General features: G+C 69.1%; 19 protein-coding genes. 12 read left to right on the forward strand and 7 right to left on the reverse strand.

The window, feature by feature from the left end:
* Positions 1-153: 153 nt before the first annotated feature.
* On the forward strand, positions 154-930 hold the full coding sequence (locus tag HD597_RS39245; protein WP_253749226.1) for an ABC transporter permease subunit: 777 nt from the start codon (positions 154-156) through the stop codon (positions 928-930).
* A gap of 456 nt (positions 931-1,386) precedes the next feature.
* On the opposite strand, the gene HD597_RS39250 is transcribed toward HD597_RS39245, so the two are convergent.
* The 3 genes from HD597_RS39250 to HD597_RS39260 form a co-directional block, all read right to left on the reverse strand.
* A complete protein-coding gene (locus HD597_RS39250) occupies positions 1,387-3,072 on the reverse strand; it encodes a ribonuclease J (RefSeq protein ID WP_253749228.1) in 1,686 nt (561 codons plus the stop codon).
* Positions 3,073-3,126: 54 nt separating this feature from the next.
* On the reverse strand, positions 3,127-4,044 hold the full coding sequence (gene dapA / locus HD597_RS39255; protein WP_253749230.1) for a 4-hydroxy-tetrahydrodipicolinate synthase: 918 nt from the start codon (positions 4,042-4,044) through the stop codon (positions 3,127-3,129).
* 325 nt (positions 4,045-4,369) lie between these two features.
* Positions 4,370-4,813: a GNAT family N-acetyltransferase gene (locus HD597_RS39260; RefSeq protein WP_253749232.1), complete on the reverse strand. Its 444-nt coding sequence runs from the start codon at positions 4,811-4,813 to the stop codon at positions 4,370-4,372.
* A 1,208-nt stretch (positions 4,814-6,021) separates the two neighbouring features.
* Here HD597_RS39260 and HD597_RS39265 point away from each other — a divergent pair.
* The 4 genes from HD597_RS39265 (at position 6,022) to HD597_RS39280 (ending at position 11,352) form a co-directional block, all read left to right on the forward strand.
* Positions 6,022-6,738: a GntR family transcriptional regulator gene (locus HD597_RS39265; protein ID WP_253749234.1), complete on the forward strand. Its 717-nt coding sequence runs from the start codon at positions 6,022-6,024 to the stop codon at positions 6,736-6,738.
* Positions 6,739-7,824: 1,086 nt separating this feature from the next.
* Entirely contained in the window at positions 7,825-8,481 is a 657-nt protein-coding gene (radC, locus tag HD597_RS39270) for a RadC family protein (RefSeq protein ID WP_276083131.1), read from the forward strand.
* Positions 8,482-10,367: 1,886 nt separating this feature from the next.
* A complete protein-coding gene (locus HD597_RS39275; RefSeq protein ID WP_253749238.1) occupies positions 10,368-10,835 on the forward strand; it encodes a winged helix-turn-helix domain-containing protein in 468 nt (155 codons plus the stop codon).
* Between the two features lie 40 nt (positions 10,836-10,875).
* Positions 10,876-11,352 carry a GntR family transcriptional regulator gene (locus tag HD597_RS39280; protein ID WP_253749240.1) on the forward strand — a complete coding sequence of 159 codons (477 nt, stop codon included), beginning with the start codon at positions 10,876-10,878 and terminating at the stop codon, positions 11,350-11,352.
* 581 nt (positions 11,353-11,933) lie between these two features.
* Here the strand turns inward: HD597_RS39280 and HD597_RS39285 are convergent.
* From HD597_RS39285 to HD597_RS65085, 3 genes are read right to left on the reverse strand one after another with little or no spacing between them, the layout of a single operon-like run.
* Positions 11,934-12,347 (reverse strand): ASCH domain-containing protein, encoded by a 414-nt coding sequence (locus HD597_RS39285; protein WP_253749242.1) that lies wholly within the window; start codon positions 12,345-12,347, stop codon positions 11,934-11,936.
* Between the two features lie 9 nt (positions 12,348-12,356).
* A complete protein-coding gene (locus HD597_RS39290; RefSeq protein ID WP_253749244.1) occupies positions 12,357-13,379 on the reverse strand; it encodes a hypothetical protein in 1,023 nt (340 codons plus the stop codon).
* Positions 13,380-13,425: 46 nt separating this feature from the next.
* Positions 13,426-14,805: a DMT family transporter gene (locus tag HD597_RS65085; protein ID WP_308210782.1), complete on the reverse strand. Its 1,380-nt coding sequence runs from the start codon at positions 14,803-14,805 to the stop codon at positions 13,426-13,428.
* On the opposite strand from HD597_RS65085, the gene HD597_RS39300 reads away from it, so the two are divergent.
* The 7 genes from HD597_RS39300 to HD597_RS39330 all read left to right on the forward strand — a co-directional run bounded on the left by HD597_RS39300 (position 14,705) and on the right by HD597_RS39330 (position 20,682).
* On the forward strand, positions 14,705-16,105 hold the full coding sequence (locus tag HD597_RS39300; RefSeq protein WP_253749248.1) for an aminotransferase-like domain-containing protein: 1,401 nt from the start codon (positions 14,705-14,707) through the stop codon (positions 16,103-16,105). The two genes, HD597_RS65085 and HD597_RS39300, sit on opposite strands and share 101 nt — an antisense overlap.
* Before the next feature lie 9 nt (positions 16,106-16,114).
* On the forward strand, positions 16,115-16,627 hold the full coding sequence (locus HD597_RS39305; RefSeq protein ID WP_253749250.1) for a CGNR zinc finger domain-containing protein: 513 nt from the start codon (positions 16,115-16,117) through the stop codon (positions 16,625-16,627).
* 164 nt (positions 16,628-16,791) lie between these two features.
* A complete protein-coding gene (locus tag HD597_RS39310; protein ID WP_080042081.1) occupies positions 16,792-17,280 on the forward strand; it encodes a GNAT family N-acetyltransferase in 489 nt (162 codons plus the stop codon).
* A 15-nt stretch (positions 17,281-17,295) separates the two neighbouring features.
* Positions 17,296-18,171, forward strand: coding sequence for a 1,4-dihydroxy-2-naphthoate polyprenyltransferase (locus HD597_RS39315; RefSeq protein ID WP_253749252.1), 876 nt, complete (start codon positions 17,296-17,298; stop codon positions 18,169-18,171).
* A 9-nt stretch (positions 18,172-18,180) separates the two neighbouring features.
* Complete coding sequence (locus HD597_RS39320) at positions 18,181-19,179, forward strand: adenosine deaminase (protein WP_253749254.1); 999 nt, start codon at positions 18,181-18,183, stop codon at positions 19,177-19,179.
* A gap of 57 nt (positions 19,180-19,236) precedes the next feature.
* Positions 19,237-19,956 (forward strand): GAF and ANTAR domain-containing protein, encoded by a 720-nt coding sequence (locus HD597_RS39325; protein ID WP_253749256.1) that lies wholly within the window; start codon positions 19,237-19,239, stop codon positions 19,954-19,956.
* A gap of 132 nt (positions 19,957-20,088) precedes the next feature.
* Complete coding sequence (locus HD597_RS39330; protein ID WP_253749258.1) at positions 20,089-20,682, forward strand: helix-turn-helix domain-containing protein; 594 nt, start codon at positions 20,089-20,091, stop codon at positions 20,680-20,682.
* Here HD597_RS39330 and HD597_RS39335 read toward each other — a convergent pair.
* Positions 20,679-22,454: an ABC transporter ATP-binding protein gene (locus HD597_RS39335; RefSeq protein ID WP_253749260.1), complete on the reverse strand. Its 1,776-nt coding sequence runs from the start codon at positions 22,452-22,454 to the stop codon at positions 20,679-20,681. The two genes, HD597_RS39330 and HD597_RS39335, sit on opposite strands and share 4 nt — an antisense overlap.
* Between the last annotated feature and the right edge of the window lies 1 nt (position 22,455).

Consider the following 22,455-nt stretch of genomic DNA (forward strand, 5'->3'; position numbering starts at 1 on the left):
TGAAACGTCTCCTCTCCCACCCTGTACGCATCCGTCCCCCTCAATGACCGAGCGATTGCACCTCTTCGCGCCCTCAAGGCCGTACGTGCGACGAAGCCACGCCCTCCACCACACGTGTCCCTGGCCTCACCGCCCGCCCGAAAGGACGCAGGCATGACCGTCCTCACCTCCGAGTGGCTGAAGATCCGCTCGGTCCGTTCGACCTACCTGGTCCTCGGGCTCAGTATCGGCACCATTTTTCTGGGCCTTGCACTCGCCGTGGCGGCGGCCGGCATGTACGACGCCGCTTCTCCCGAACAGCAAGCTCGCGCCCGGATCGCGGACCTGGAGGAAGTGTTCACGATCATCCCGCAGCTCTGCATGGGCATCATGGGCGCCTTGACCGTCACATCCGAGTACACAACGGGCTTGATCAGAACGAGTCTGGCCCTCGTTCCCCGTCGCTGGCCCGTCCTGGCCGCCAAGGCCGTGATCATCGGCAGTTTGGGCCTGCTCATCGGTGCCGTGTCGGTCTTCGGCACCTATGTCGCGGCCCGCGGTGCGCTCGGCGACCGCTTCTCCGGCGCCTACACGACCGCCTTCGGCGACCGGGTGCCGCTTCTGATCGCGCTCAGCCTCACTGTGCCGGTGTTCGCGCTGCTGGGCGTGGGTATCGGCGCGATCCTGCGGTCCGTGACGGGCGCCACGGCCATCATCGTCGGCCTCGTCTACGTACTCCCCATGATCGTCGGCAGACTTCCCGAACCGTGGAGCGAACGCCTCGGCTCGCTGATGATCGGCGCCCTACCCCGCGAGATCACCGGCGACACCATCACCACCTCGGTGTACGGCTCGCTCCTGTCGCCCCCAGCGGCCGGCGCAGTCATGATCGCGTATGCGGCCATCCCTGTGTGCGCCGCCATGTGGCTGCTACGCCGAAGGGACGCCTGACATGCGGCCCGTGGAAATCCCGCAGCCTCGACTCCGCCAGGTTGCCGCCCACCGGGGCGCCGCCGTCCGGCGCCAGCAAGGTCAGCAGTCCGTCCACCAACGGCGCGCAGCAGGGCTGACCAACGCCCAGCCAGCGTGGGTGGCGTCGCTGCGCCCTCCTCGAAGGAGCGCGCAGACATCCACCGATCATGAGAACGGACATCCCGGTCGCCGATTCCGCTGGCGGAGACGGACGACTCACAGCGGCGCAGGGACGCGCGAACACCCGTGACGGACACACACGCGAGCGCGATCACTGCCTCACGCAGATACAGGAGCGTCGTGACGAACGATCACGAAAGCAGCCTCGCTCGCACCCGCGCGATCACCCCTGCGCGCGTCATCGTGGGTTACAAGCATCGCGAGGCACTCCGGGCGGTACGTCAGGCCAGGTCGCCTGCCGTACCGCCCGGAGACTCAGACCTCGAGCACCACAGGGATGATCATCGGTCGGCGGCGATAGGTGTCACTCACCCAGCGCCCCACCGTACGACGTACGACCCTGCGGATCTCCTGCATGTCCACCACACCGTCCGCGGCCTTCTCCGCGAGGGCCCGTTCGATCTGCGGGATGAACTCGTCGAACTGGCGAGGATCGATGCCGGACCCGCGAGCGTGGATCTCCGGGCCGGCCGTGAGCTTGCCCGTGTTCGAGTCGACCACGACGACCACGGAGATGAAGCCCTCGTCCCCGAGAATCCTGCGGTCCTTCAGGGAGGTGTCGGTGATCTCCCCCACCGACGAGCCGTCGACGTAGACGTACCCGGCGTGGACCGCACCGACGATCCGCGCACGGCCGTCGACGAGGTCGACCACGACGCCGTCCTCGGCGATCACGATGTGGTCCTCGGGCACGCCGGTGAGAGCGGCCAGCTTGGCATGGGCGCGAAGATGACGCCATTCGCCGTGCACGGGCATGAAGTTCGAGGGGCGCGTCAGGTTGAGGACGTAGAGGAGCTCGCCCGCAGCCGCGTGTCCCGAAACGTGCACCTTGGCGTTGCCCTTGTGCACGACGCGGGCGCCCCACCGGGTTAGGCCATTGATGACCTTGTTGACCGCGGTCTCGTTACCCGGCACCAGCGACGATGCCAGCAGGACGGTGTCACCCTCGGCGATGCGGATCGGGTGATCGCGGTTGGCCATCCTCGACAGCGCCGCCATCGGCTCGCCCTGGGAGCCGGTGCAGACCAGCACCACGTCCTCCGGCGGCCACTCCTCGATGTCGCGCGAGTCGACGATCAGCTCCGGCGGAACCTTCAGGTAGCCGAGGTCGCGGGCCACCCCCATGTTCCGCACCATGGAGCGGCCGACGAGGGCCACCTTGCGGCCGTGCTTGGCCGCAGCGTCCATGACCTGCTGGATGCGGTGTACGTGCGAGGCGAAGCTCGCCACGATGACCCGCTGCTCGGAGGTGCGGATCACCTCTTCGATGACCGGCCCGATCTCCCGCTCGCTGGTGACGAATCCCGGCACCTCGGCGTTGGTGGAGTCGGACATCAGCAGGTCGACGCCCTCGGTGCCGAGCCTGGCGAAGCCGCCGAGGTCGGTGAGGCGGCCGTCGCTCGGCAACTGGTCCATCCGGAAGTCACCGGTGTGCAGGACTATGCCGGCCGGCGTTCGGATGGCGACGGCGAGGGCGTCGGGGATGGAGTGGTTGACCGCGAGGAACTCGCAGTCGAATGGCCCGAATACGTGCCGCTCGCCCTCGACGACCTCGTGCTTGGTCGGTTGGATCCTGTGCTCGGTCAGCTTGGCCTCGATCAGGGCAAGCGTGAGCTTGGAGCCGATGAGCGGAATATCGCGCCGCTCGCGCAGAAGGTACGGCACCGCCCCGATATGGTCCTCGTGGGCGTGCGTCAGCACCACGGCTTCGACGTCGTCGAGCCGGTCCCTGATGTATTCGAAGTCGGGCAGGATGAGGTCGACACCCGGCTGGTCGGGCTCGGGGAACAGTACCCCGCAGTCGACGACCAGCAGGCGACCGTCATATTCGAAGACGGCCATGTTCCTGCCGATTTCCCCCAGCCCGCCGAGCGCGACAATGCGCAGGCCGCCTTCAGGCAGCACCGGCGGGGGGCCAAGCTCAGGATGCGGATGGCTCATGCCTGGCCCCCACGGTCAGATCTTGTTCTCAAAACTCCCGGTTCCTCCCCGTTCCTATGCGTCTGTCAACTTCACCCCGCCGGCTACCAGGCAAGCGCGCAGCTCGGCGATTTGCTTCTCTGTGGCGTCCACCAGCGGCAGCCGTACTGGACCGACCGGCACCCCCACCATGCTCAGCGCGGCCTTCGCCATGATCGCGCCTCCCGCACGCAGCATGACCCCGTCCACCACGGGGGCCACCTGGCTGTGTACGGCCAGGGCCTGGGCGACGTCGCCGTTCTTGTGCAGGTGGATCATGCGTGCCAGCTCGGCGCCCACTACATGCCCGACAACGCTGACGAACCCGGCCGCACCGAGGGAGAGCCAGGCCAGGTTGAGCAGATCGTCGCCGGAGTAGAAGGCGAGATCGGTCGCGGCCATCACCTGGCTGGCCGCGAACAGGTCGCCCTTGGCGTCCTTCACGGCCACGATGCGCTCGTGCTGCGCCAGCCGGAGCAGCGTCTCGGTCTTGATCGGTACGCCACTACGTCCGGGAATGTCGTACAGCATCACCGGAAGGTCGGTTGCGTCGGCAACGGCGGTGAAGTGCTGGTACAGCCCCTCTTGCGGAGGCTTGTTGTAGTAAGGCGTCACCACCAGCAGGCCATGGGCACCGACCCGTGCCGCCTGCTTCGCGAGCTCGACGCTGTGGCGGGTGTCGTTGGTACCGGCCCCGGCCACCACGGTCGCGCGGTCGCCGACCGCATCGAGGACGGCGCTCACGATGCGCTGCTTCTCCTCGTCCGAGGTGGTGGGCGACTCTCCGGTCGTCCCGTTGACGATCAGTCCGTCATTGCGCTGCTCGTCCACCAGATAGGTGGCAAGACGTCGCACAGCCACATAATCGACCTCGCCGTCGGAGGTGAACGGCGTGACCATCGCGGTCAGCATACGGCCGAAGGGTGCGTCGGTGGTTCCAGTTGGCGATGCCATAGTGCGAACGCTACCTGGATTCGGAAAACCGTTGGACGTCGCCACCCCGCTTCGCCTGCCCGGAGCCGCTTTTTGCCCGCCTCCACCAGCCTTGGGATAGGCGGTCACACCGAGTCTATCGGCTCGCGCGAGCCGATAGATCAGCCCGAGGTGGGAGTCGTTCGCCGAGAGGGCAGCCCTCTCCAGGTTTCAGGGAGGCCGTAACTGGCTCGAGCGACCGAATTCATTGTCGCCGAGGTCACATAAACCCCACTGGCCCGGCTCGGAAGCCGCCGAGATCGGCTCGGCCGCCTCCGGAGCCGCTGAGCTTCGCCGGGGATCCTGATTAGCGCAGTTCCATCTGGTAACGGATGAAGCCACGGTTCTCCGCGACCTTGTCGTAGAGCTGCCGTGCCGTCCTGTTCGACTCGTGCGTGTTCCAGTACACGCGTGAGCAGCCTCGCTCGCGCGCCCAGTCCGCGACGGCCGAGATCAACGCACGCCCCACACCTTTGCCTCGGACTTCCGCAGCGGTGAACAGATCTTGCAGGTAGCAGACATCGGCGTCGGGCGCGGAAGTGCTCCCGTGAGTCAGGAAGTGGGTGATGCCGACCAGGCGTCCGTCCAACCTGGCCACCAGGGCATGCAAGCGGGTGTCCGCCTGGAATTCCGTCCATGCCCGGTCGTACATCTCGTCCGGCTCGACGCGCTCGTAGAAGTCGATGTACCCACGGAACAAGCCCTCCCATGCGTTCCGGTCGGAGGGGAGGAGCTTGCCGATGTCGATCATGTTGTCCTCTTGGTGGTGCATCCCGGCCCGAATCGGAACAGGCCTGGACTTATACGGAAATGCAGGGATCTGGTCTAGCAACGGGACGAACGGGGTCGCTGTCACAACTTAGGGAGAGACCACGAGGCGAGGTACGGCCACTCGGCTGCGATATCAGGTGACCACTTTGCAGGCCTCCCGCAGTGCCGGCGTTGAGCAGGGGCGTCTTCGAGGGCCGAGGTACCGGTAGACGGAGCTTGGCATCGCGCACGGGCCGTTGCCGGGCAAGACAGCGAGCCCAGGAACGTGCTGAGTGCGAGGATCGGCAGTTCGCCACGAATGAACGTCGCGTAATCGCAGCGGCTGCGGATGGCGGCGAGGCGGGAGCTACTCGATGGGCGCAGAGGGCGTGGCACCGCAATGAGCGTGGTGACGGTGCAGGAGAGCCGGCAGTGCCAGGACGAGGAGACTGGTCCGAGAGCTGGGGCGGCCCTACGAGGCGACAGGGTGGGGCGGCAAGGCGAAGCGACGGGGTAGGGCCGCCATGCCAAGCGATGGTGCAGGGCCGCCGTGCGAGGCGATGATCTGGAAGAGCTGCCGGACCGCGAGCCGGCGGGCGCGAGGGTGTGACGGAGCCAGGACGAGGCGACTGGTGGAGAGCCCGGCCGAGTCAAGGGCGGTGACGACGGGAGGTGCCCGGCGAAGCCAAGGGAGGCGACAACGGAGAAGGAGCCGGCGGAGTCATAGGAGCCAGCGACGGAAGGACCGGCGGAGCCGAGCGAGGTGACAGCCGGGAGAGTGCGGCGCAGGCAGGCAACCCGGCGGAGCCGAGCGAGCCGGCGGCCAAAAGAGTGCGGCGCAGGCAGGGAACCCGGGCGCCGGGAGAGTTCGGCGGAGGTAGGGCGAGGCGGCCGGCGGCGAGGTGGTTCGCACTTGAAGATGCTTCGGGTTCGTCGGTTGACCGGCCTTCGACCTGGGCTGTAAGAGCCGTCCGAGGTGGCGGTAGGGGTGGGCGGACATGGAAGAGGTCGCCGATATGTGCTCGGGGGTACACACATCGACGACCTCTACCGGAGAATCGCCACCCCTTACATCGGCGTTACAAGGTTTCTCCGATAATTTTCCGCCATCGCAAAGTTGGGGCTCCAGCGGTCATCGATGACGGTCGGTTACCTGCCGAATACGGCAACATGGGGCAACGCCTCACACGAACCCCCAGGGATGGACTAGTGGCCACCTCAGATCCGGTCTACCTGCGTGTCGTCGAAGACATCCGGCGACAGATCACCGACGGCACCCTTCCCCCCGGCGCGCCGATCCCCTCACGCGCGCAACTGACCCGTAAGTATCAGGTCGGTGAGACCGCCGCCCGCCACGCGCTACGCGTGCTGGCGGGCGAGGGCCTCATCATCGGCCGCGTGGGCTCGGGCCATTACGTCAGGGAACGCCCCGACCTAACACCGCTTCACCGATGGCGTTTTCTCGATCACCCCGCCCCGTTCGCCGCCGACCTGCAATCCCAAGGCAGGCGAGTCACATGGGACTGGCACAGCGAGCCCGCCGAAGCGGGCCCCGACATCGGCAGACGGCTGCGGCTACCCGAGACGGCAACGCTGACCAAGACGCATTACGTCTTCCGCGGTGACGGCAGGCCGCTCCAGCTCGCCACGTCCTATGAGCTGCGGGAGTTCACTCCTCACACGGAGGATGAACGGCGGAGCCTGGTGGCGCGCATGTACGCGCACGGCATAAAGATCACCGAGATCGTGGAGAGCGTTCACACTCGCATCCCCCGGCCGGTGGAGAGCGATGCGCTGGATCTGGCGGCGGGCGTGCATGTTCTGCATGTGGAACGTACTCATTGGGCAGGTGATCGCCCGGTGGAGACCAGCGACATCGTGATTCCGGGCGACCGGTTCCGGATCATGTACAGCATGCCTATTTAGGGCGGGAAGCTCCGGGTGAGCACCATCTTGCCCGGAGCTTTCGGCCCTGATGAGTTCGTACCGGTTGGAGGGTGTGGGTACTGGCCGCTCAGGGGCTTGATGCTGCGAGTGCGCGGTCACCTCGTCATATCCCGCCTCGTGTACGACTCTCCGACCATCCGGGGTCGCCGTCCAACGGCGCACACCCTCACGAGATTCTCCGGTGCCGCCCCACGAGGTGCACCTTCACGAGACCGCCCCCGTCGCACCCGGGGACGGCACGTGACAAGGCTTCCCCGCCTCCTCATACGTGAGTGTGGGCGCACCTGATCAGACCTGCCCTCGCGCTCGTGAACGAGCGCCTTCCCCGCAGCCGCCTCCCTTGGTCCACGCGCCGCGCGCCTCACGGCGCGGGTTCTACGCGATTGCGACCACGGCCTTGCCACTGCGGGCCCTTCCCATCGGCGGCCAAGGGTGCCGACGCTCCCGCGCGGTGTTCCGTGCTGGCCCTGCGTCACCATCGTCGGTTCCAAGTTGCTGGTCGATGTCAGGTGTCGGGGCAGTGCGGGAGATCACGGCGCGGTAGGTCATGGCAGAGGACAGCGAGGTGGTCGTAGATGTGGCTTCCTGCTTTGGTTGCGGTCTCTTGCCGTCGCCCGAGCACGGACGCAGCACGGAGGGGAGACGGACAAAGCGCGGTTCGAGCTACTGGGCGCGAGTGGAATCGTCGCGGTGCAGACCACGAAGCCGGTAACGCTCGGAACCCGTGCTTGGAGCGCGTGCCCTGGCCAGCCTGGCCGCCCGCAAAGCCCGTGCTTGGAGCGCGTACTCTGGCCGGCCTGGTCCTCCGCAAGGCCCGCGCTCACGCCGGAACCTTTAACCCGCAATGGCGACCTTGCGAATGCTTGAAGTGCTTCGCCGGAACTCGCCCGTGTTCCCCAGGCCCCGTACTGATTCACGCCTCTCCGGAATTCACCGTTCCGCGACTGGCTGCCACCCTCACCGGCTCACCGCGGCTCGAGGTGGTCTCGCGCTCCGCAGCCCCACCGCGAATCTGCAGGTCAAGAATGTCGGTGCGCGTTGATACAACGGTTGCGGAGGTTGCCGATGCGAGTCAAAGACCTGTCCGAACGTGACCGGCCGCGCGAACGGCTCATGTCCAACGGTGCCGCCGCGCTGGCGGACCGGGAACTGCTGGCCGTGCTGCTCGGCTCGGGGTTTCGCGGGGCGAGCGCCCTCGACCTGGCCACACAGGTCATCGAGACCTGTGGAGATCTCCATGGCCTCAGCCGTTCCGACCCGCACCGGTTACTCACCATGCGCGGCATCGGCCCCGCCAAGGCCGCCCGAGTTGCCGCGGCCTTCCATCTCGTACGCCGGGCGGAGGCGTGGCCCGAGCGGGAGCGCATCACCAGCACGTCGGATCTGGCCCATGCGTGTGCTCCGCTGCTGCGGGATCGGAAGCACGAGCGGCTGGTCATGGTGGTGTGCGACACCCGCGGGCGGATTCTGAAGCGTGCGGTGCTGACGGAGGGAGGGAGCGATCACACTGCGATGCCCATACGGGAGGTGATCACCGAAGTGCTCACCTCCGGTGGGGCGATGTTCGGCCTTGCCCACAATCACCCCGGCGGGTCCCTCGACCCCAGCCGGGAGGACCTGGAGGCGACGGCCAAGCTGCTCGAGGCGGCGCAGACGGTCGAGTTGCGGCTGCTCGATCACCTCATCATCGCGGACGAGGCATGGAGGCGAATTCCCCTGTAATGCATTCCATGGCGGATCATGAACACAGCACACTCAAAAGGCAACATCCCGCTTAAAGCGCCGAACAGCGGTTTTCCAAGGGGTGGCCATGAGAGCCTAATGCCGCGGGTAGGCCGTTACGGACGTCAGCCGGCTGCTACTCGTCGTGACGTGGCCCCATGCCTCGTGGAAGCAGGGGGCCACGTCCCTGGTCTCGCGTAGGTTCCGAGTTAGGCCCATGGCGTCGTATCGAGGGTTGGGCCGGCGCGTTGCTCGGGATTCTGCGTGAACGCGGGGTGCGTCGATCGTGGTTGCCCTGATGGTGTCGTCGCCAGCGGTGTCCGGTTCGCATAAGCGGTGGCATGGCACGAACAGGGTGCTCGGCGCGCCTTGTCGCCGGACGGGCGGCAACACCCGTCCGGCGACAATGCGTTCCCTCCTTCACTGGAGAGATTCGACAGAAGTCGGAGCCACCGGTCATCAAATGCTTCACTGGGCGGTGCGCAGGCGGCACAATGTTGTTTGCGGCCATCGCGCTCGTGTCCTCTAGAACTGCGTCTTCGGAGGGCCGCGATGGCCGTCACCATTTCTCATGACGGTATTTCTCTTCGCCGCGTGCGCATGTCCGGGAACGTCGGGCGATGCTTGGCGGCTTCGGGTAGCGTCACTTATCCCTTCCTGTCTTGATTGTCGGACATACCGTCTTTCTCTTGCATTAATGAGAGTCTACCCGTCCACGGAATGGGCACACTTCGTGGGATTTGTGCAGTGTCGGTGCATGAGGGCACATGTTTTTTCGTCATCATGCTGGATTTCCTGCGCCGAACCCTCTGTTGGCAGCAGACTTAGGCATGCGGCCGCCGCTGTTCTCCTTCGCCTTGAATCGTTGCTTGAGGGAGAGTTAGCGGCGGCTGCATCGGCACAGACCCGTTTGCGGCTTGTCTGCAAGGGTGTGACGAGATCGGGCGCCTGTGGTAGCGGCACTGCAGGCGCCCGTGTCATTCGCGGAATGTTGTGAGGATGGCCAGATGGTGACGGCCATCGCGCTTTCCTTCGAGGGCCTGGTCGAGATCGAAGGGGAAGCAACACGATGGCCGCAGGATCGATTCTGGCGTCTGGGGGCAGGGTCGGCACGGGAATGCGGCATCGGGAACTCCGACTTTCATGACGGCCTCCTGCAGAAGTCGGAGTTTGCCCTGCTCTGCCGTGTCTGGGCGCGGGGCGCTGGGGCGTGGTGCGGTCTTGGTACCACGTGTGGGGCGGACACCGAGCTCGACCCGGGCGCCACAGGATGCGCAGGCCAGCGATGATGGCCTGCTTGGGGGCACGGCCTGCGTGGGATGGAAGCGCGGGCGGTGTGGCGAAACGCTGATCTGGCGGCTTGCTTGCGGGATCGGGGGCCTGCATGGCGTCGCCGGATGGGGCGGTGTGGGCGAGATGCGGGCGGGAGCGGGATCGGCGGCCTGGGCGAGATGCGGGCGGGAGCGGGATCGGCGGCCTGGGCGAGATGGGCGGCGTAGGCGCGATGCGGGGCGTGGGCAGCCGGGCGCAATTCGGGGGCCTGAGCAGCCTGGGCGAGATGCGGGGCGTGGAGCGAGAAAGCGGCGTGGGCAGCCTGAGCGATGCACGGCGTGGGCAGCCTGAGCGAGATGGCCGGCGTGAGGGCGCGGTAAGAGGTCGGGGGCAGCGGGTTGGGTGTGTGCGGCCGAGGCGTGCTTATGGCCTGGGCGGTGTGGTGTGCGCGGTTACGCGGTGCATCTGCGGCAGAGGCGGCGTGAGGCTGCGACGCTGCGTGGTGGAGTTGTATGCGTGTCTGCTGGTCTATAGGCCGTGTCTAGACACTCGTTGTGCGTGCAGGTCGGAGTGGGGTCCTCTAAGATTCGGGCGTGCTACATCGCGAGGGCCCTGTGCCCCTCTACAAGCAGGTCGCTGATCTGGTTCGCGATCAGATCGAACGCGGTGAGCTCAAAGCCGGCGATCCTCTGCCCAGCGAGGCGACGTTCGAGAAGACGTACGAGATCGCACGGACGACCGCCCGGCGGGTGGCGCGGGACCTGCGCGAGCAGGGGCTGGTGTACACGATTCAGGGTGAGGGCTCGTACGTGGGGTCGCCTGGGACTCCCCGGTCGCCCTGGAAGGTGCCCATCTATCGGAAGATCGCCGCAGAGGTTGCCGAACGCATCCAGCGTGGTGAGATCCCGCCGAACAAGCCAATTCCCGGCGAGAAAGTGATGATGCGGCAATATGGCGTCGCAAAGGTGACGGCGAGGCAGGCCGTTGCGCATCTCAGGGAGCTGGGGTGGGTGTTCACCGTGCCGTATCGGGGAACATTCGTAGCCGACCGCGAAAAATGGCCCATAAATTCGGGTTCCTGATTTCCCTCCCCTTGACCGCGTCCTTGGATACCCTTGAGGCGTGCTGAATCGCGAGGGCGACACCTACCTTTATCTCCAGATCAGCGAAGTTCTCAGATCGCGTATCACGGCGGAGCTTGCGCCGGGAGACCTTGTGATCAGTGAGGCGGAGATCCAGCGGGAGTTCAAGGTCGCGCGTACGACCGCGCGCCGGGCGATCCGGGTGCTGCGCAATCAAGGGCTGGTCCATACGCGGCAGGGTGAGGGGACGTTCGTCAATGTTCCCGGGCAGTCAGGGCCTTTGGGGCGGCGGGCGCCGTTCTATCGGCATATCGCCGGGGAAATCCGGGAGCGGATCAGGCGGCATGAGCTCGTGTCACGGCAGCAGATTCCGAGCGAGGTCGAGTTGGTGCGGGAGTACGGCGCCGCTCGCGAGACTGTGCGGAGGGCCATCGCGCTGCTGCGAGAAGAGGGGTGGGTGTACAGCGTTCCGCATCGAGGGAGTTTTGTCGCGCCTCAGGAGCAATGGCCTGTTTGAGGCGGCTTGCGGGGCGGAACCCGAGATGTCGGGCAGGGTCTCCGGTTGCGAGGAGCGGGCGGGGCAGCGTCCGTGGACGTGGACGTGGACGTGGACGTGGCCAGGGTGAGGGGCGGCGGGCAGAGGTTCCCCTGAGCGGGAGCGGCGAAGCGACGGTTCAGGATGGTGTGGTGGCGAGGTGGGCTCGTTGCCGATGGGGTTCTGTTCGTAGGGCAGGCGACGGAGCCGCGGTCGAGAGGCGATGCGGTGGCGTTGCCGGATGCGCCCTTCGGGCCGATGGCGCCGAGCACACGGTGGCGGTGAGGGTGGGATGGCACTGATGGCGGAATGGCGCTGAGGTGTTGAGGGCGCAGTGGCCCTGAAGACGTGCGAGTAACGGCGGAGTACTGAGGGTGCGCGTCGCTGAAGGTGTGCGAGTGACGCTGGGGCGCGGAAGGCCCGATGGTGCCGAAAGCGCGAGTGACGCTGAGGCACGAAAGGCCCGGTGGCGCCGAAAGCGCGAGTGACGCTGAGGCACCAAAGGCCCGGTGGTGTCGAAGGCGCGAGTGGCGCTGAGGGGCTGAGGGCGGGATGGCGCCGGGTTATGGGGCTGGTGGGGTGGGTGGTAGGAGGTGGAACCAGAGGCAGACCACGGTCGTGGTGTCATCGACCTCGTGCCCCAGCTCCGCCCAATAACGCCGATGCGTTTCCCGCCATTCAGCCGTTGATGCGTATCCCTCGCCCTCCGCCTCGGCGAACTCCCAGCCGACTTGCGCGAAAGGCGTCAGCTCCACACGGGTTATTTCTATTTCGGCCACCCGGTCACCGGCATCGTCCACGAGAACGAGATGTTCGCCGACGTGCTCCACGTCCTCGCCCTCGGGCTCGTAGTCGAGCGGCAGAATACCGGCCGTGGCTCTCTTCGCGCCCGACAGCGCCAGGTCGGTGAGCAAGGTGCGGACTCTGCCGGGGGTGCCGAGTTCCAGGACTCTGAGTCCGTCGATGCGTGGCCACATGGGGCCATGTTAGAAGACCGGGATGATTTCCTCCGGGTCGATGAAGTCGACGGGCACGCCCTCCAGGTCCAGCTCGGGAATGGCCGGGAACGCGATCCCCCAGCGCTCCACGATGGCGCGGATGTGGGCCATCGCCACCCGCCAGTTCTCCGCCTGCTCGTCGTAGGAGAGCACGCCGAGGCCCGCCTGTCTGGCGTGGTCCATGAGGATGCGGTGGTTGTTCAGGAAGTAGGGCGGCAGCTCCCAGAAGCCCTCGGGCGGCTCCCAGAGGATCATGCTGAGGAAGACGAAGCCCGCTCTGAGCTGGCGGGTGATGAGGGCGCGGGTCTCGTCGGTGAGGCCCGGCCATTCGTTCTCCAGGATCGTCATGCAGATCTTCAGGTGGCGCGCCTCGTCGCGGCCGATGCGCTCGAACATCTTGCTGAAGACCGGATGCCGCGTGCCCGACGACATGCCTCTGAACAGGGTGGACGCGGCCATCTCGCCCATCATGAAGCTGGTGAACAGCACCGGCAGCGAGTATCTGCCGACGGCCGAGGTGTAGCCGGTCCAGTAGCGGCCGCCGTTGTGGTAGAGCCAGCCGATGTTGTTGTGGGCGGCCGATTCGAGGTCGTCGGCCGGGGTCCAGTCGAGCGGGCCGCCCGGCCAGAGCCTGGCGATGGTGCGCTGGCAACATTCCTCGTGGTTCATCTCGTCACGGGTGATCGAGAAGAAGCACTTCCTGACCGGGTCCTCTTCGTGTTTCTCGAAGGCCTGGATGGTGGCGCGGGCGAACACCGCCGGCCCCGAGGCGTCGAAATTCGCCAGCACCGCGAACCAGTACATGATGCCCAGACGCTGTTCTCTGGTGAAGTCGTCCGGGTCGAGGCCGTCCCAGGGCAGGTCGGCCGGGTTCCAGAGCTCGCGCTTGGACTTCTCGTAGATGGCGGCGAGTTTCTCCGTCTCCACGTGCCATTCCATCGGATAGATATTGGGCTGCGGGATCTCCGGCGCAGGCCAGAAGCCGCCCTCTGGGATCGTGAGGTCCGCCATGGTTGTGACACCTCCTCTGCCATCCTGCTGGGCGGCGTCACGGCTTTCAAGTACGGGCACGCTGCGTCATCGCCACGCACACGAGTACGGCCAGCGCCGCCACCACGGTCAACGGCCCGAACCGCTCGCCCATCAGGAACCATGCCCAGACGAGCGTCATCAGAGGCTGGGTGAGCTGGGTCTGGCCGGCTCTGGCGATCCCGCCTCTGGCCAGGCCCGCGTACCACGGGATGAAGCCCACGAACATGGAGATCACCGACACGTACGCGAAGCCCGCCAGGGCCTCCCCCGTGATCGTGATCGGGGTGGTGAAGGCGAGGACCGCCGTGATCGGAGTCGTCAGAGGGAGGGAGAGGACCAGGGCGTGGGAGATGACCCGCCAGCCCGGGGTGTGCTTGGCGAGGCGGCCACCTTCCGTGTAGCCGATCGCCGCCGAGCCGAGTGCGCCGAGGAGGAGCAGGTCGGGCCAGGACGGTCTGCCCTGGTGCTGGACGAGGGTGAACGCGGTGATGGCGGCGGCGCCCGCCGTGCAGCCTGCCCAGAAGAGGGGGCGGGGACGTTCCGAGGCGCGCAGGACGGCGCACGCCGCCGTGGCCGCCGGGAGGAGGCCGACGATCACGGCGGAGTGGGCGGTGCTGGCGCCCAGGCCCAGGGCGAGGCTGCTGAAGACGGGGAAGCCGATGACCACGCCGAGGATGATCAGGGCGTAGGCGGGCCACTGGGACCTTGGAGGGAGGAGGGGGTGTCTGGCGGCTTTCAGGCAGATCAGGGCGATGATGCCCGCTATGACTGCCCGGCCTACCGCCACCAGCCAGGGGTCGAAGCCGCGGATGGCGTACACGGTGGCCGGCATGGAGCCTGAGAACGCCAGGACGCCGAGGAAGGCCAGGCCCGTGCCACCGCCCCCACGACGGGCAGGCTGCCCATCGCCCCTCCGGCCGAAGAACGTGCCGCCCCGAAGACCAAGGAGGCTGTCGCCCCGAAGGCCGAAGAGGGCGCCACCCCGCCGGTCGAGGAGGGCGCCGCCCGACCGGTCGTTGAGGGCGCCATTTCGCCGGCCGGAGGACGCGCCGTTCGGGCGCCCAGGCCGCGCGCCGCCGGGGCGAAGGAGTTCCGCGCCGTTCGGATGAACGGGTTGCGCGCCGCCGGGGCGAAGGAGTTCCGCGCCGTTCGGATGGACAGGTTGCGCGCCGTCCGGGTGCGCGGACTGGGCGCCGTCCGGGTGCAAGGACCGCCCGCCATCCCCGTGCCGGCGTACGGGCTGGTCGCCGGCACCAGGCGGGACCGCTACTCCCCCGACTCCAGTAGCGCTATTCTCAACTTTCATGAACAACGATAGCAGTATCGCCCAGATTGCCGCGATACTGCGCGAAGAGGCCGACCGCCTCGGCCCGGGCGCCCGCCTCCCCTCCAGCCGCGAGCTCATGCGCCGCCACAACGTCAGCCCCGTCACCGTCTCCAGAGCCATCGGCCAGCTGGCGGCAGAGGGCCGCGTGGTGACGAGACCGGGCAGCGGAGCCTTCGTGACCCAACGGTCCAGGCACACCCAGGACGCCCCCGACCTGTCCTGGCAGACCGTCGCCCTGGGTGACCGGGTGGTGGACGAGGGCCCGGTGTCCGCGCTGCTGGGACCCCACCCTGAGGGGGTGGTGCCGCTGACCGGCGGGTATCTGCGTCCGGGCCTGCGCCCGGACAAGCACCTGGCGGCCGCGGCGGCGCGGGCGGTGCGGAGGCCGGACGCCTGGGCCATGCCGCCGCTGGCGGGCCTGCGGGAGCTGCGGCGGTGGTTCGCGACGCAGGCGGGCAGCGACGCGACGGAGGCCGACGCGCTCATCGTGAGCGGCGGCCAGGCGGCGCTCACGCACGCGTTCAGGGCGCTGGCGGCCCCTGGGACGCCCATCCTGGTCGAGACGCCCACGTATCCGGGCGCGCTGGCGGCGGCCAAGGCGGCGGGGCTGCGGGCCACGGCGGTGCCGATGGACCGCGAGGGCGTGCGCCCGGAGTTGCTGGCGGAGGCGTTCGCGGTGACGGGGGCGCGGGTGTTCTTCTGCCAGCCCACCCTGCACAACCCCACGGGCGCCACCCTGCCACCGGAGCGCAGGGAGCAGGTGCTGGAGGTGGCCAGGGCAGCGGGGGCGTTCGTGGTGGAGGACGACTTCGCCCGCTATCTGACCCCGCAGCCGCCCGCGTCGCTGGCCTCGATGGACCGGCACGGCACCGTGGTGCACATCGTGTCGCTGACGAAGATCCTGTCGCCGAGCATGCGGGTGGCGGCCGTCATCGCCAGGGGCCCGGCGGCGCACCGGCTGCGGGCGAGCCAGCTCGTGGAGTCGTTCTTCGTGGCGCGGCCCCTGCAGGAGACGGCGCTGGAGTTCGTGGGGTCGCCGGTCTGGCGGCGGCACCTGGCGGCGGTGCACGCCGAGATCGCGACCCGCCGCGACGCGCTGGCGGCGGCCCTGGCCGAGCGCATGCCGGACGCCGAGCCGCACCTGCTGCCCGCGGGCGGGATGCACCTGTGGGTACGGCTGCCCGCCGCCGTGGACGAGGCCGCCCTGGTGGAGGCCGCCAGACGGAACGGGGTGCTGGTCAGCGCCGGCCGCCTGTACTACCCGTCGGAGCCGCCGGGGCCGCGGATCAGGGTCACGCACATGGCCGCCGCCCATGTGGCGGAGCTGCGGGAGGGAGTGCGCAGGCTCGCCGAGGCACTGACGATCATCGGCCAGTAGAGTGACGGCATGCCGTTCTCCGCGGAGCTCGTACGAGACTTCGTGAACACGTTCGACGTCGAAGCCCAAGCGGACGAGCTGTCCTCCCCCGCCGAGCTGGCGGTGTGGCTGCGCGAGCGCGGCCTCGCCGGCCCGCGCGACCGCGCCACCGACGACGACCTGCAGACCGCGCACGCCCTGCGCGAGGCTCTGCGGGCCGCGCTCAGGCGCGAGCCGGCGGACCTGCCGGATCTGCCGCTGCGGGTGGAGGTGCGGGGCGAGGGGCCGGAGCTGGTCCCGGCCGTGGAGGGCGTGCGCGGCGGGCTGGCGCGGATCGCGGCGGCGTCGCTGGGCGCGTCGTGGGACCGGCTCAAGGTCTGCGCGGAGGGAACCTGTCAGTGGGCGTTCATCGATCTGTCGAAGAACCGTTCCCGCTCGTGGTGTTCCATGCGTGTATGCGGTAACCGCACCAAGACGCGGGCTTACCGGGCGAGGAAGCGGGGTTCGCGTCGTCCACAAGGCTCAAACACCGATACGGTGTAACTCGTGCCTTGTGGCATGAACGGCAGGCGAAGGAGCGGGCCGAGATGGCAGACGTAGGCGTCCGGGCGGCCCGGCGCGAGGATGTGCTCCAGGTTGCGAATTGTCAGATCCGCGCCTGGCGCTACGGCTATCGGGATTTCCTACCGGAGGGCCCACTCGAGCAGATGACCGGCGCGGCGGCCGAGAAGATGTGGCTGCGCCAGTGGGATGAGGCGATCGTCGCCCCGCCCAGCCCGATGCACCGGGTGCTGGTGGCGGTGGAGACCATCCTCGACACCGAGGGCTTTCCCGCCCTCGGCGCGGGCGGCAGCGCCGCCCTGGTCACGCCGCGCGGTGGAGAGCGCGTGGTCGGGCTCGTCTCGCACGCGCCCGCCGAGGACCCCGATCTCGACCCCGGCCGCGTGGCCGAGATGCTGACGCTGCTGGTCGATCCCGACTTCGTCCGCCGTGGCCACGGCAGCCGCCTGCTCAACGCCACCGTCGACTACATGCGCGAGGACGGCTTCCGTCAGATCGTCACCTGGGTGTTCGCGGAGAACTACGCGATGCTCGGCTTCCTGGAGTCGGCGGGCTGGGGCGAGGACATGGCCGAGCGCGTCCTCGACATGGGCCGCCCGGTCCGGATGATCAGGCTCACGACCGACATCAGCTAGAGGTAGAACGACACCATGGCAACTCCCGCCCAGTGGATCGCCGGAGCCCGCCCGCGCACGCTGCCCAACGCCGTCGTGCCCGTCATGGTGGGCACCGGCGTGGCGATCGGCGAAGGCGGCTTCGTGTGGTGGCGGGCGGTCCTGGCGCTGCTCGTGGCGCTGTCGCTGCAGATCGGCGTCAACTACGCCAACGACTACAGCGACGGCATCCGCGGCACCGACGACCAGCGGGTCGGCCCGATGCGGCTGGTCGGCTCGCGCGCGGCCACGCCGCGCGCGGTGCTGACCGCGGCGGTGGCCTGCTTCGCGCTCGCCGCGGTGCTGGGCCTGGTCCTGGTGCTGGTCACGCGGGCGTGGTGGGTGCTGCTGGTGGGCGCGGCGGCGATCGCGGCCGCCTGGTTCTACACCGGCGGCAAGCACCCGTACGGCTACCGCGGCCTGGGCGAGGTGGCCGTGTTCGTGTTCTTCGGGATCGTGCCCGTGGTGGGCACGGCGTACGTGCAGACGGAGCAGCTGAGCTGGGCGGCGCTGCTCGCCTCGATCCCGGTGGGGCTGCTGTCGTGCTCGATGCTGGTGGTCAACAACCTGCGCGACGTCGGCACGGACGGCCGGTCGGGCAAGCGCACGCTGGCGGTGCTGCTGGGGCCCGAGCGCACTCGTACGCTGTACGTGGCCTGCCAGGTGGTGCCGTTCGCGGTGGCGCTGGCGATGGTGCCGATCACGCCGTGGGCGGCTCTGGTGCTGCTGGCCGCGCCTCTGGCGATCGCCCCGATCAGGGCGGTGCTGGGCAAGGCCGTGGGCCCGGCGCTGATCGCGGTGCTGCAGCAGACGGGCAAGCTGCAGCTGGCCTACGGGACACTCTTCGCGGTGGGGCTCGCGATCATCTTCTAGGGTGGGACGGTGAAGGATTTCATCGCCGGTCTGCCCAAGTGCGAGCTGCACCTGCACATCGAGGGCACGCTGGAGCCCGAGCTCAAGTTCGAGCTGGCCGCGCGCAACGGCCTGGAGCTGCCGTACGCGAGCGTGGCGGAGATGCGGGCCGCCTACACCTTCGACAGCCTGTCCTCCTTCCTGACGATCTACTACGAGGGCATGAAGGTGCTGCGCACCGAGCCCGACTTCTACGACCTCGCCATGGCCTACCTGCGCAGGGCCGCCGAGCAGAACGTGCGTTACGCGGAGATCTTCTTCGACCCGCAGGCGCACACGTCGCGCGGGGTGCCGTTCGACGTGGTGATCAGGGGGCTGCGGCGGGCGCTGATGGACGCGCACGCGCAGCTCGGGGTGCGGGCCCAGCTCATCATGTGCTTCCTGCGCGACTTCCAGGCCGAGTACGCGATGGCGACGCTGCTGGAGTCGCTGCCGTACAAGGAGTGGATCGCCGGCGTCGGGCTCGACTCCGACGAGAGGGGCAACCCGCCGCGCAAGTTCGCGGCCGTCTACGAGCGGGCCAGGCAGGAGGGCTACCTGCTGACCATGCACTGCGACGTCGACCAGGACGACGCGATCGAGCACATCCGGCAGGCCGTCGAGGAGATCGGCGTCGACCGGATCGACCACGGCGTCAACATCCTGGAGGACCAGCGGCTGGTCGAGGTGGTGCTGGCGCGCGGCACGGGGCTGACGTGCTGCCCGATCTCCAACGGCTTCGTCACCGACTCGATGAAGGCCGAGGGCATCCGCAAGCTGATGGACCTGGGCGTGCGAGTGACGATCAACTCCGACGACCCGGCCTACTTCGACGGCTACGTGCAGGAGAATCTCATCGCCCTGCAGGAGGCGCTCCAGCTCACCCGCGAGGAGCTGGCCCGGCTGGAGCGCAACGCCTTCGAGATCACCTGGCTGCCCAGGCACCTCAAGGACGCGTTTCTGGCCGAGATCGACGCCTACATCTCGTGACGGCGGCGCCGAGCGGCTAGCCTGGAGGCAACCGAACAGCGATCGCGAGGGATCGTGGTGAACCGGCCGAGCTTGCCGACGGACATCGAGGAGTTCGAGCGGGCGCTCACTGACTGTGTCATCATCGCCGGGCAGGCGATGCCCGACTGCGCGATGGTCAGCATCGCCCTGTGCGCGGATGACGACATCCACACCGCCGCCTCCTCGCACGCGCGCGCCGAACTGCTCGACGGGCTGCAGCAGGCCACCGGGCAGGGCCCGGTGCTCGACGCGATCGACACCGCCAAGCCGGTGACCGTCTCCGACCTGGCCGCCGACTCGCGCTGGCCGCGCTTCGCCGCGGGGGCGCCCGAGGTCCGCGGGGTGCACTGCGAGCCGCTGGAGTACGAGGACGCGCTGCTCGGCGTGCTCACCGTCTACTCCGGGCACGCCGATGGGCTGCCCGTGGAGGCGTGGACGGCCTTACATGTCACGGCCGCGCACGTACCCGTGCTGTTCCGTACGGCGCTGGACGCGGCCCGCATGCGTGAGGTCGCGGCGCAGCTCAAGGAGGCGCTCTCCACTCGCGCGATCATCGATCAGGCGCTCGGCATCGTCATGGCGCAGCGGCGGTGCACGGCGCGGGAGGCGTTCGAGATCCTGCGGCAGGTCTCCCAGGACAGGAACGTCAAGGTGCACCAGCTCGCGGCCTCGATCGTGGAGAAGGTCAGCGGCCAGCCGCCCCAGCGCCCCCGCTTCGAGGAACCGCCGCAGCGCACCTCCAGCCGCAGGACATAATGGCCCCTGTGCCCGGCTCAGGACGCCGCTGCGGGCCTGGCCCGCGCTGTCGCGTCTGACGGCATGGGCGGCCCTGGTGAGGGCCGTACCGGGCATCATGGAGGAAGCGACCCGAGGAAGGAACCTGACCACGTGCGGCACGACAAGAGCTCCGTCCTGGCGGTGACCCCGGGGCCGGCCGCGGGGGTCAGGGGCGCGATCGCCGGCAACCTGCGGCGCACCAGGCTGGCGCGCGGCCACAGCGTGCGGGAGCTGGCCGAGCTGACCGGGCTGAGCAAGGCGCTCATCTCGCAGATCGAGCGCGGCGTGGCCAACCCGACGATCGAGGTGCTGACCAGGCTGGCGGGCGCGCTGGAGCTCACGTTCGCCGAGCTGACCAGGACCCACCTGCTGGAGCCCGAGGTGGTCAGGCGGGGCGAGGGCGTCACCGAGATGGTCGGCGACACGACGGTGCGCAGCCTGTTCGCGGCGGCCGACCGGCGGCGGTTCGAGCTGGCCGAGGGCGACCTGCCGCCGCTGACGCGCAGCGCCAAGAGCGCGCACGGGCGGGGCTCGATCGAGCACGCGTACGTCGTGGCGGGCGAGGTGAGCGTGGAGACCGAGGCGTGGGCGGTGCCGCTGCGCGCGGGCGACGCGGTGCGGTTCGCGGCCGAGCTGGACCACGTCTACGTCACCGGCGAGACGGGCTGCCGGGTGCTGACCCTGATCTCCTTCTCCGAGGACTAGGGCCAGGCCCGGGAGCCGTCGGGCACGCTGGCGAGCAGCTCGCGCGTGTAGGCGTGCGACGGGTCGTCGAGCACGCGCGCCACCTCACCGCTCTCCACGCACTCCCCGGCCCGCAGCACGTAGAGCCGGTCGGCGAGCTGCCGGACCACGGCCAGGTCGTGGGTGATGAACAGCAGGCCCATCGACAGCCGCTCGCGCAGCCCGGCGAGCAGGGTCAGCACCTGGGCCTGCACCGAGACGTCCAGCGCCGACACGGGCTCGTCGCAGACCAGCAGCCGGGGCTCGCCCGCCACGGCGCGGGCGATGGCGACCCGCTGCCGCTCGCCGCCCGACAGGCCGGCGGGGCGCATCCCGGCCAGCGCTGGGTCGAGGCCCACCAGCTCCATCAGCCCCGCCACGTCCGGCGGGCGGCCGTCGGCCTCCAGGGCCTCCTTGAGGGTGGCGCGCACGGTGCGGGCGGGGTTGAGGGTCGAGTACGGGTCCTGGAAGATCATCTGGACTGTACGGCGGGCGCGGCGGACCGCGTGGCGGGACATGCGGGTGTAGTCGGAGCAGTCCTCGCCGCCGAGCAGGATCGTGCCGGAGTCCGGCCGTTCCAGGCCGGTCACGCAGCGGGCCAGCGTGGTCTTGCCGGATCCCGACTCACCGACGACGGCCACGATCTCGCCGGGGGCGACGGTCAGGCCGATCCCGTCGAGGGCCGGCCCGGTGGTCCCCCGGTACGTCTTGCGCAGCTCCCGCACCTCCAGGACCGCGCCGGCAGGTGCCCGGACGGGGGCGGCGACGGCCGGTGGGGGCGGGGGCGAGGCGGGCAGCTCGCCGGCTCGCACGCAGGCGGTCAGCCGCCCGGAGCCCGCGCCACCGGGAAACGGTCCGGGGTCCGCGGCAGAGGCCGGCCGCAGCTCGGGGGTGGCGGTGCGGCAGTCGTCGGCGGCGTGGGCGCACCGGTCGGCGAAGCCGCACCGTCCCGCCACCGCGTCGTGCGCCGGCACGGAGCCGGGCACCGAGGGCAGCACCGCCAGCCGCCGGTCGGCGGGCGGCTCGGCGGCCAGCAGCGCCCGCGTGTAGGGGTGCCGCGGCTCGGCGCGCAGCTCCGCCGCCGTGCCGACCTCCACGACGCGCCCCGCGTACATGACGACGACCCGGTCGCACATCGAGAACGCCACCCGCAGATCGTGCGTGATCAGCAGGAACGTCATGTCCCGCGCCCGCTGGACGCGCCGGATGAGCGCCAGCACCTCCCGCTGGGTGGTGGCGTCCAGCGCGGTGGTCGGCTCGTCGGCCACGAGGACCCGGGGCCCGGCCGCGAGCGCCGCCGCGAGCCCGACGCGCTGCCGCATCCCGCCCGAGAGCTGGAACGGGTACCGCCCCGCCACCTCGGCCCCGAGCCCCACCTCGGCGAGCAGCCTGGTCACCTCGGCCTCGCGGCCCGCGCCGGCGGGCAGGCCGTCGGCGATCTGCCTGCCCGCCTTGCGCAGCGGGTTGAGCAGCGTGAACGGGTCCTGCATGAGCAGGGACACGGTGCCGCCGCGCAGCCGGCGCAGCGTCCGCGGGTCGCCGTCCACGCGGTGGCCGTCGATGCGCACCTCGCCGGACGACTCCAGCCCGGCCGGCAGCAGCCCGAGCAGCGCCCGCACGGTCAGCGACTTGCCGGAGCCCGACTCGCCCACGATGGCCACCGACTCCCCCGGCGCGGCCTCGAAGGACACTCCGGACAGCAGGGTGCGCCCGGTGGCGGGCTGCCGGACGGTCAGGCCGTTCGCGCTCAGCATG

Origin of the sequence: Nonomuraea thailandensis, from assembly GCF_024172165.1 — a bacterium.
Classification (GTDB): Bacteria; Actinomycetota; Actinomycetes; order Streptosporangiales; family Streptosporangiaceae; genus Nonomuraea; species Nonomuraea thailandensis.

Bases quoted from the DNA above. Each gene is read 5' to 3' on its own strand.
- HD597_RS39290 (WP_253749244.1), bottom strand. From the start codon at position 13,379: ATGGCGGACCTCACGATCCCAGAGGGCGGCTTCTGGCCTGCGCCGGAG.
- HD597_RS39310 (WP_080042081.1), top strand. From the start codon at position 16,792: ATGACCGGCGCGGCGGCCGAGAAGATGTGGCTGCGCCAGTGGGATGAG.
- HD597_RS65085 (WP_308210782.1), bottom strand. From the start codon at position 14,805: ATGAGCTCGCGGCTGGAGGGGAGGCGGGCGCCCGGGCCGAGGCGGTCG.
- HD597_RS39260 (WP_253749232.1), bottom strand. From the start codon at position 4,813: ATGATCGACATCGGCAAGCTCCTCCCCTCCGACCGGAACGCATGGGAG.
- HD597_RS39335 (WP_253749260.1), bottom strand. From the start codon at position 22,454: ATGCTGAGCGCGAACGGCCTGACCGTCCGGCAGCCCGCCACCGGGCGC.
- HD597_RS39300 (WP_253749248.1), top strand. From the start codon at position 14,705: ATGAACAACGATAGCAGTATCGCCCAGATTGCCGCGATACTGCGCGAA.
- HD597_RS39250 (WP_253749228.1), bottom strand. From the start codon at position 3,072: ATGAGCCATCCGCATCCTGAGCTTGGCCCCCCGCCGGTGCTGCCTGAA.
- HD597_RS39315 (WP_253749252.1), top strand. From the start codon at position 17,296: ATGGCAACTCCCGCCCAGTGGATCGCCGGAGCCCGCCCGCGCACGCTG.
- HD597_RS39285 (WP_253749242.1), bottom strand. From the start codon at position 12,347: ATGTGGCCACGCATCGACGGACTCAGAGTCCTGGAACTCGGCACCCCC.
- radC (WP_276083131.1), top strand. From the start codon at position 7,825: ATGCGAGTCAAAGACCTGTCCGAACGTGACCGGCCGCGCGAACGGCTC.
- dapA (WP_253749230.1), bottom strand. From the start codon at position 4,044: ATGGCATCGCCAACTGGAACCACCGACGCACCCTTCGGCCGTATGCTG.
- HD597_RS39305 (WP_253749250.1), top strand. From the start codon at position 16,115: ATGCCGTTCTCCGCGGAGCTCGTACGAGACTTCGTGAACACGTTCGAC.
- HD597_RS39245 (WP_253749226.1), top strand. From the start codon at position 154: ATGACCGTCCTCACCTCCGAGTGGCTGAAGATCCGCTCGGTCCGTTCG.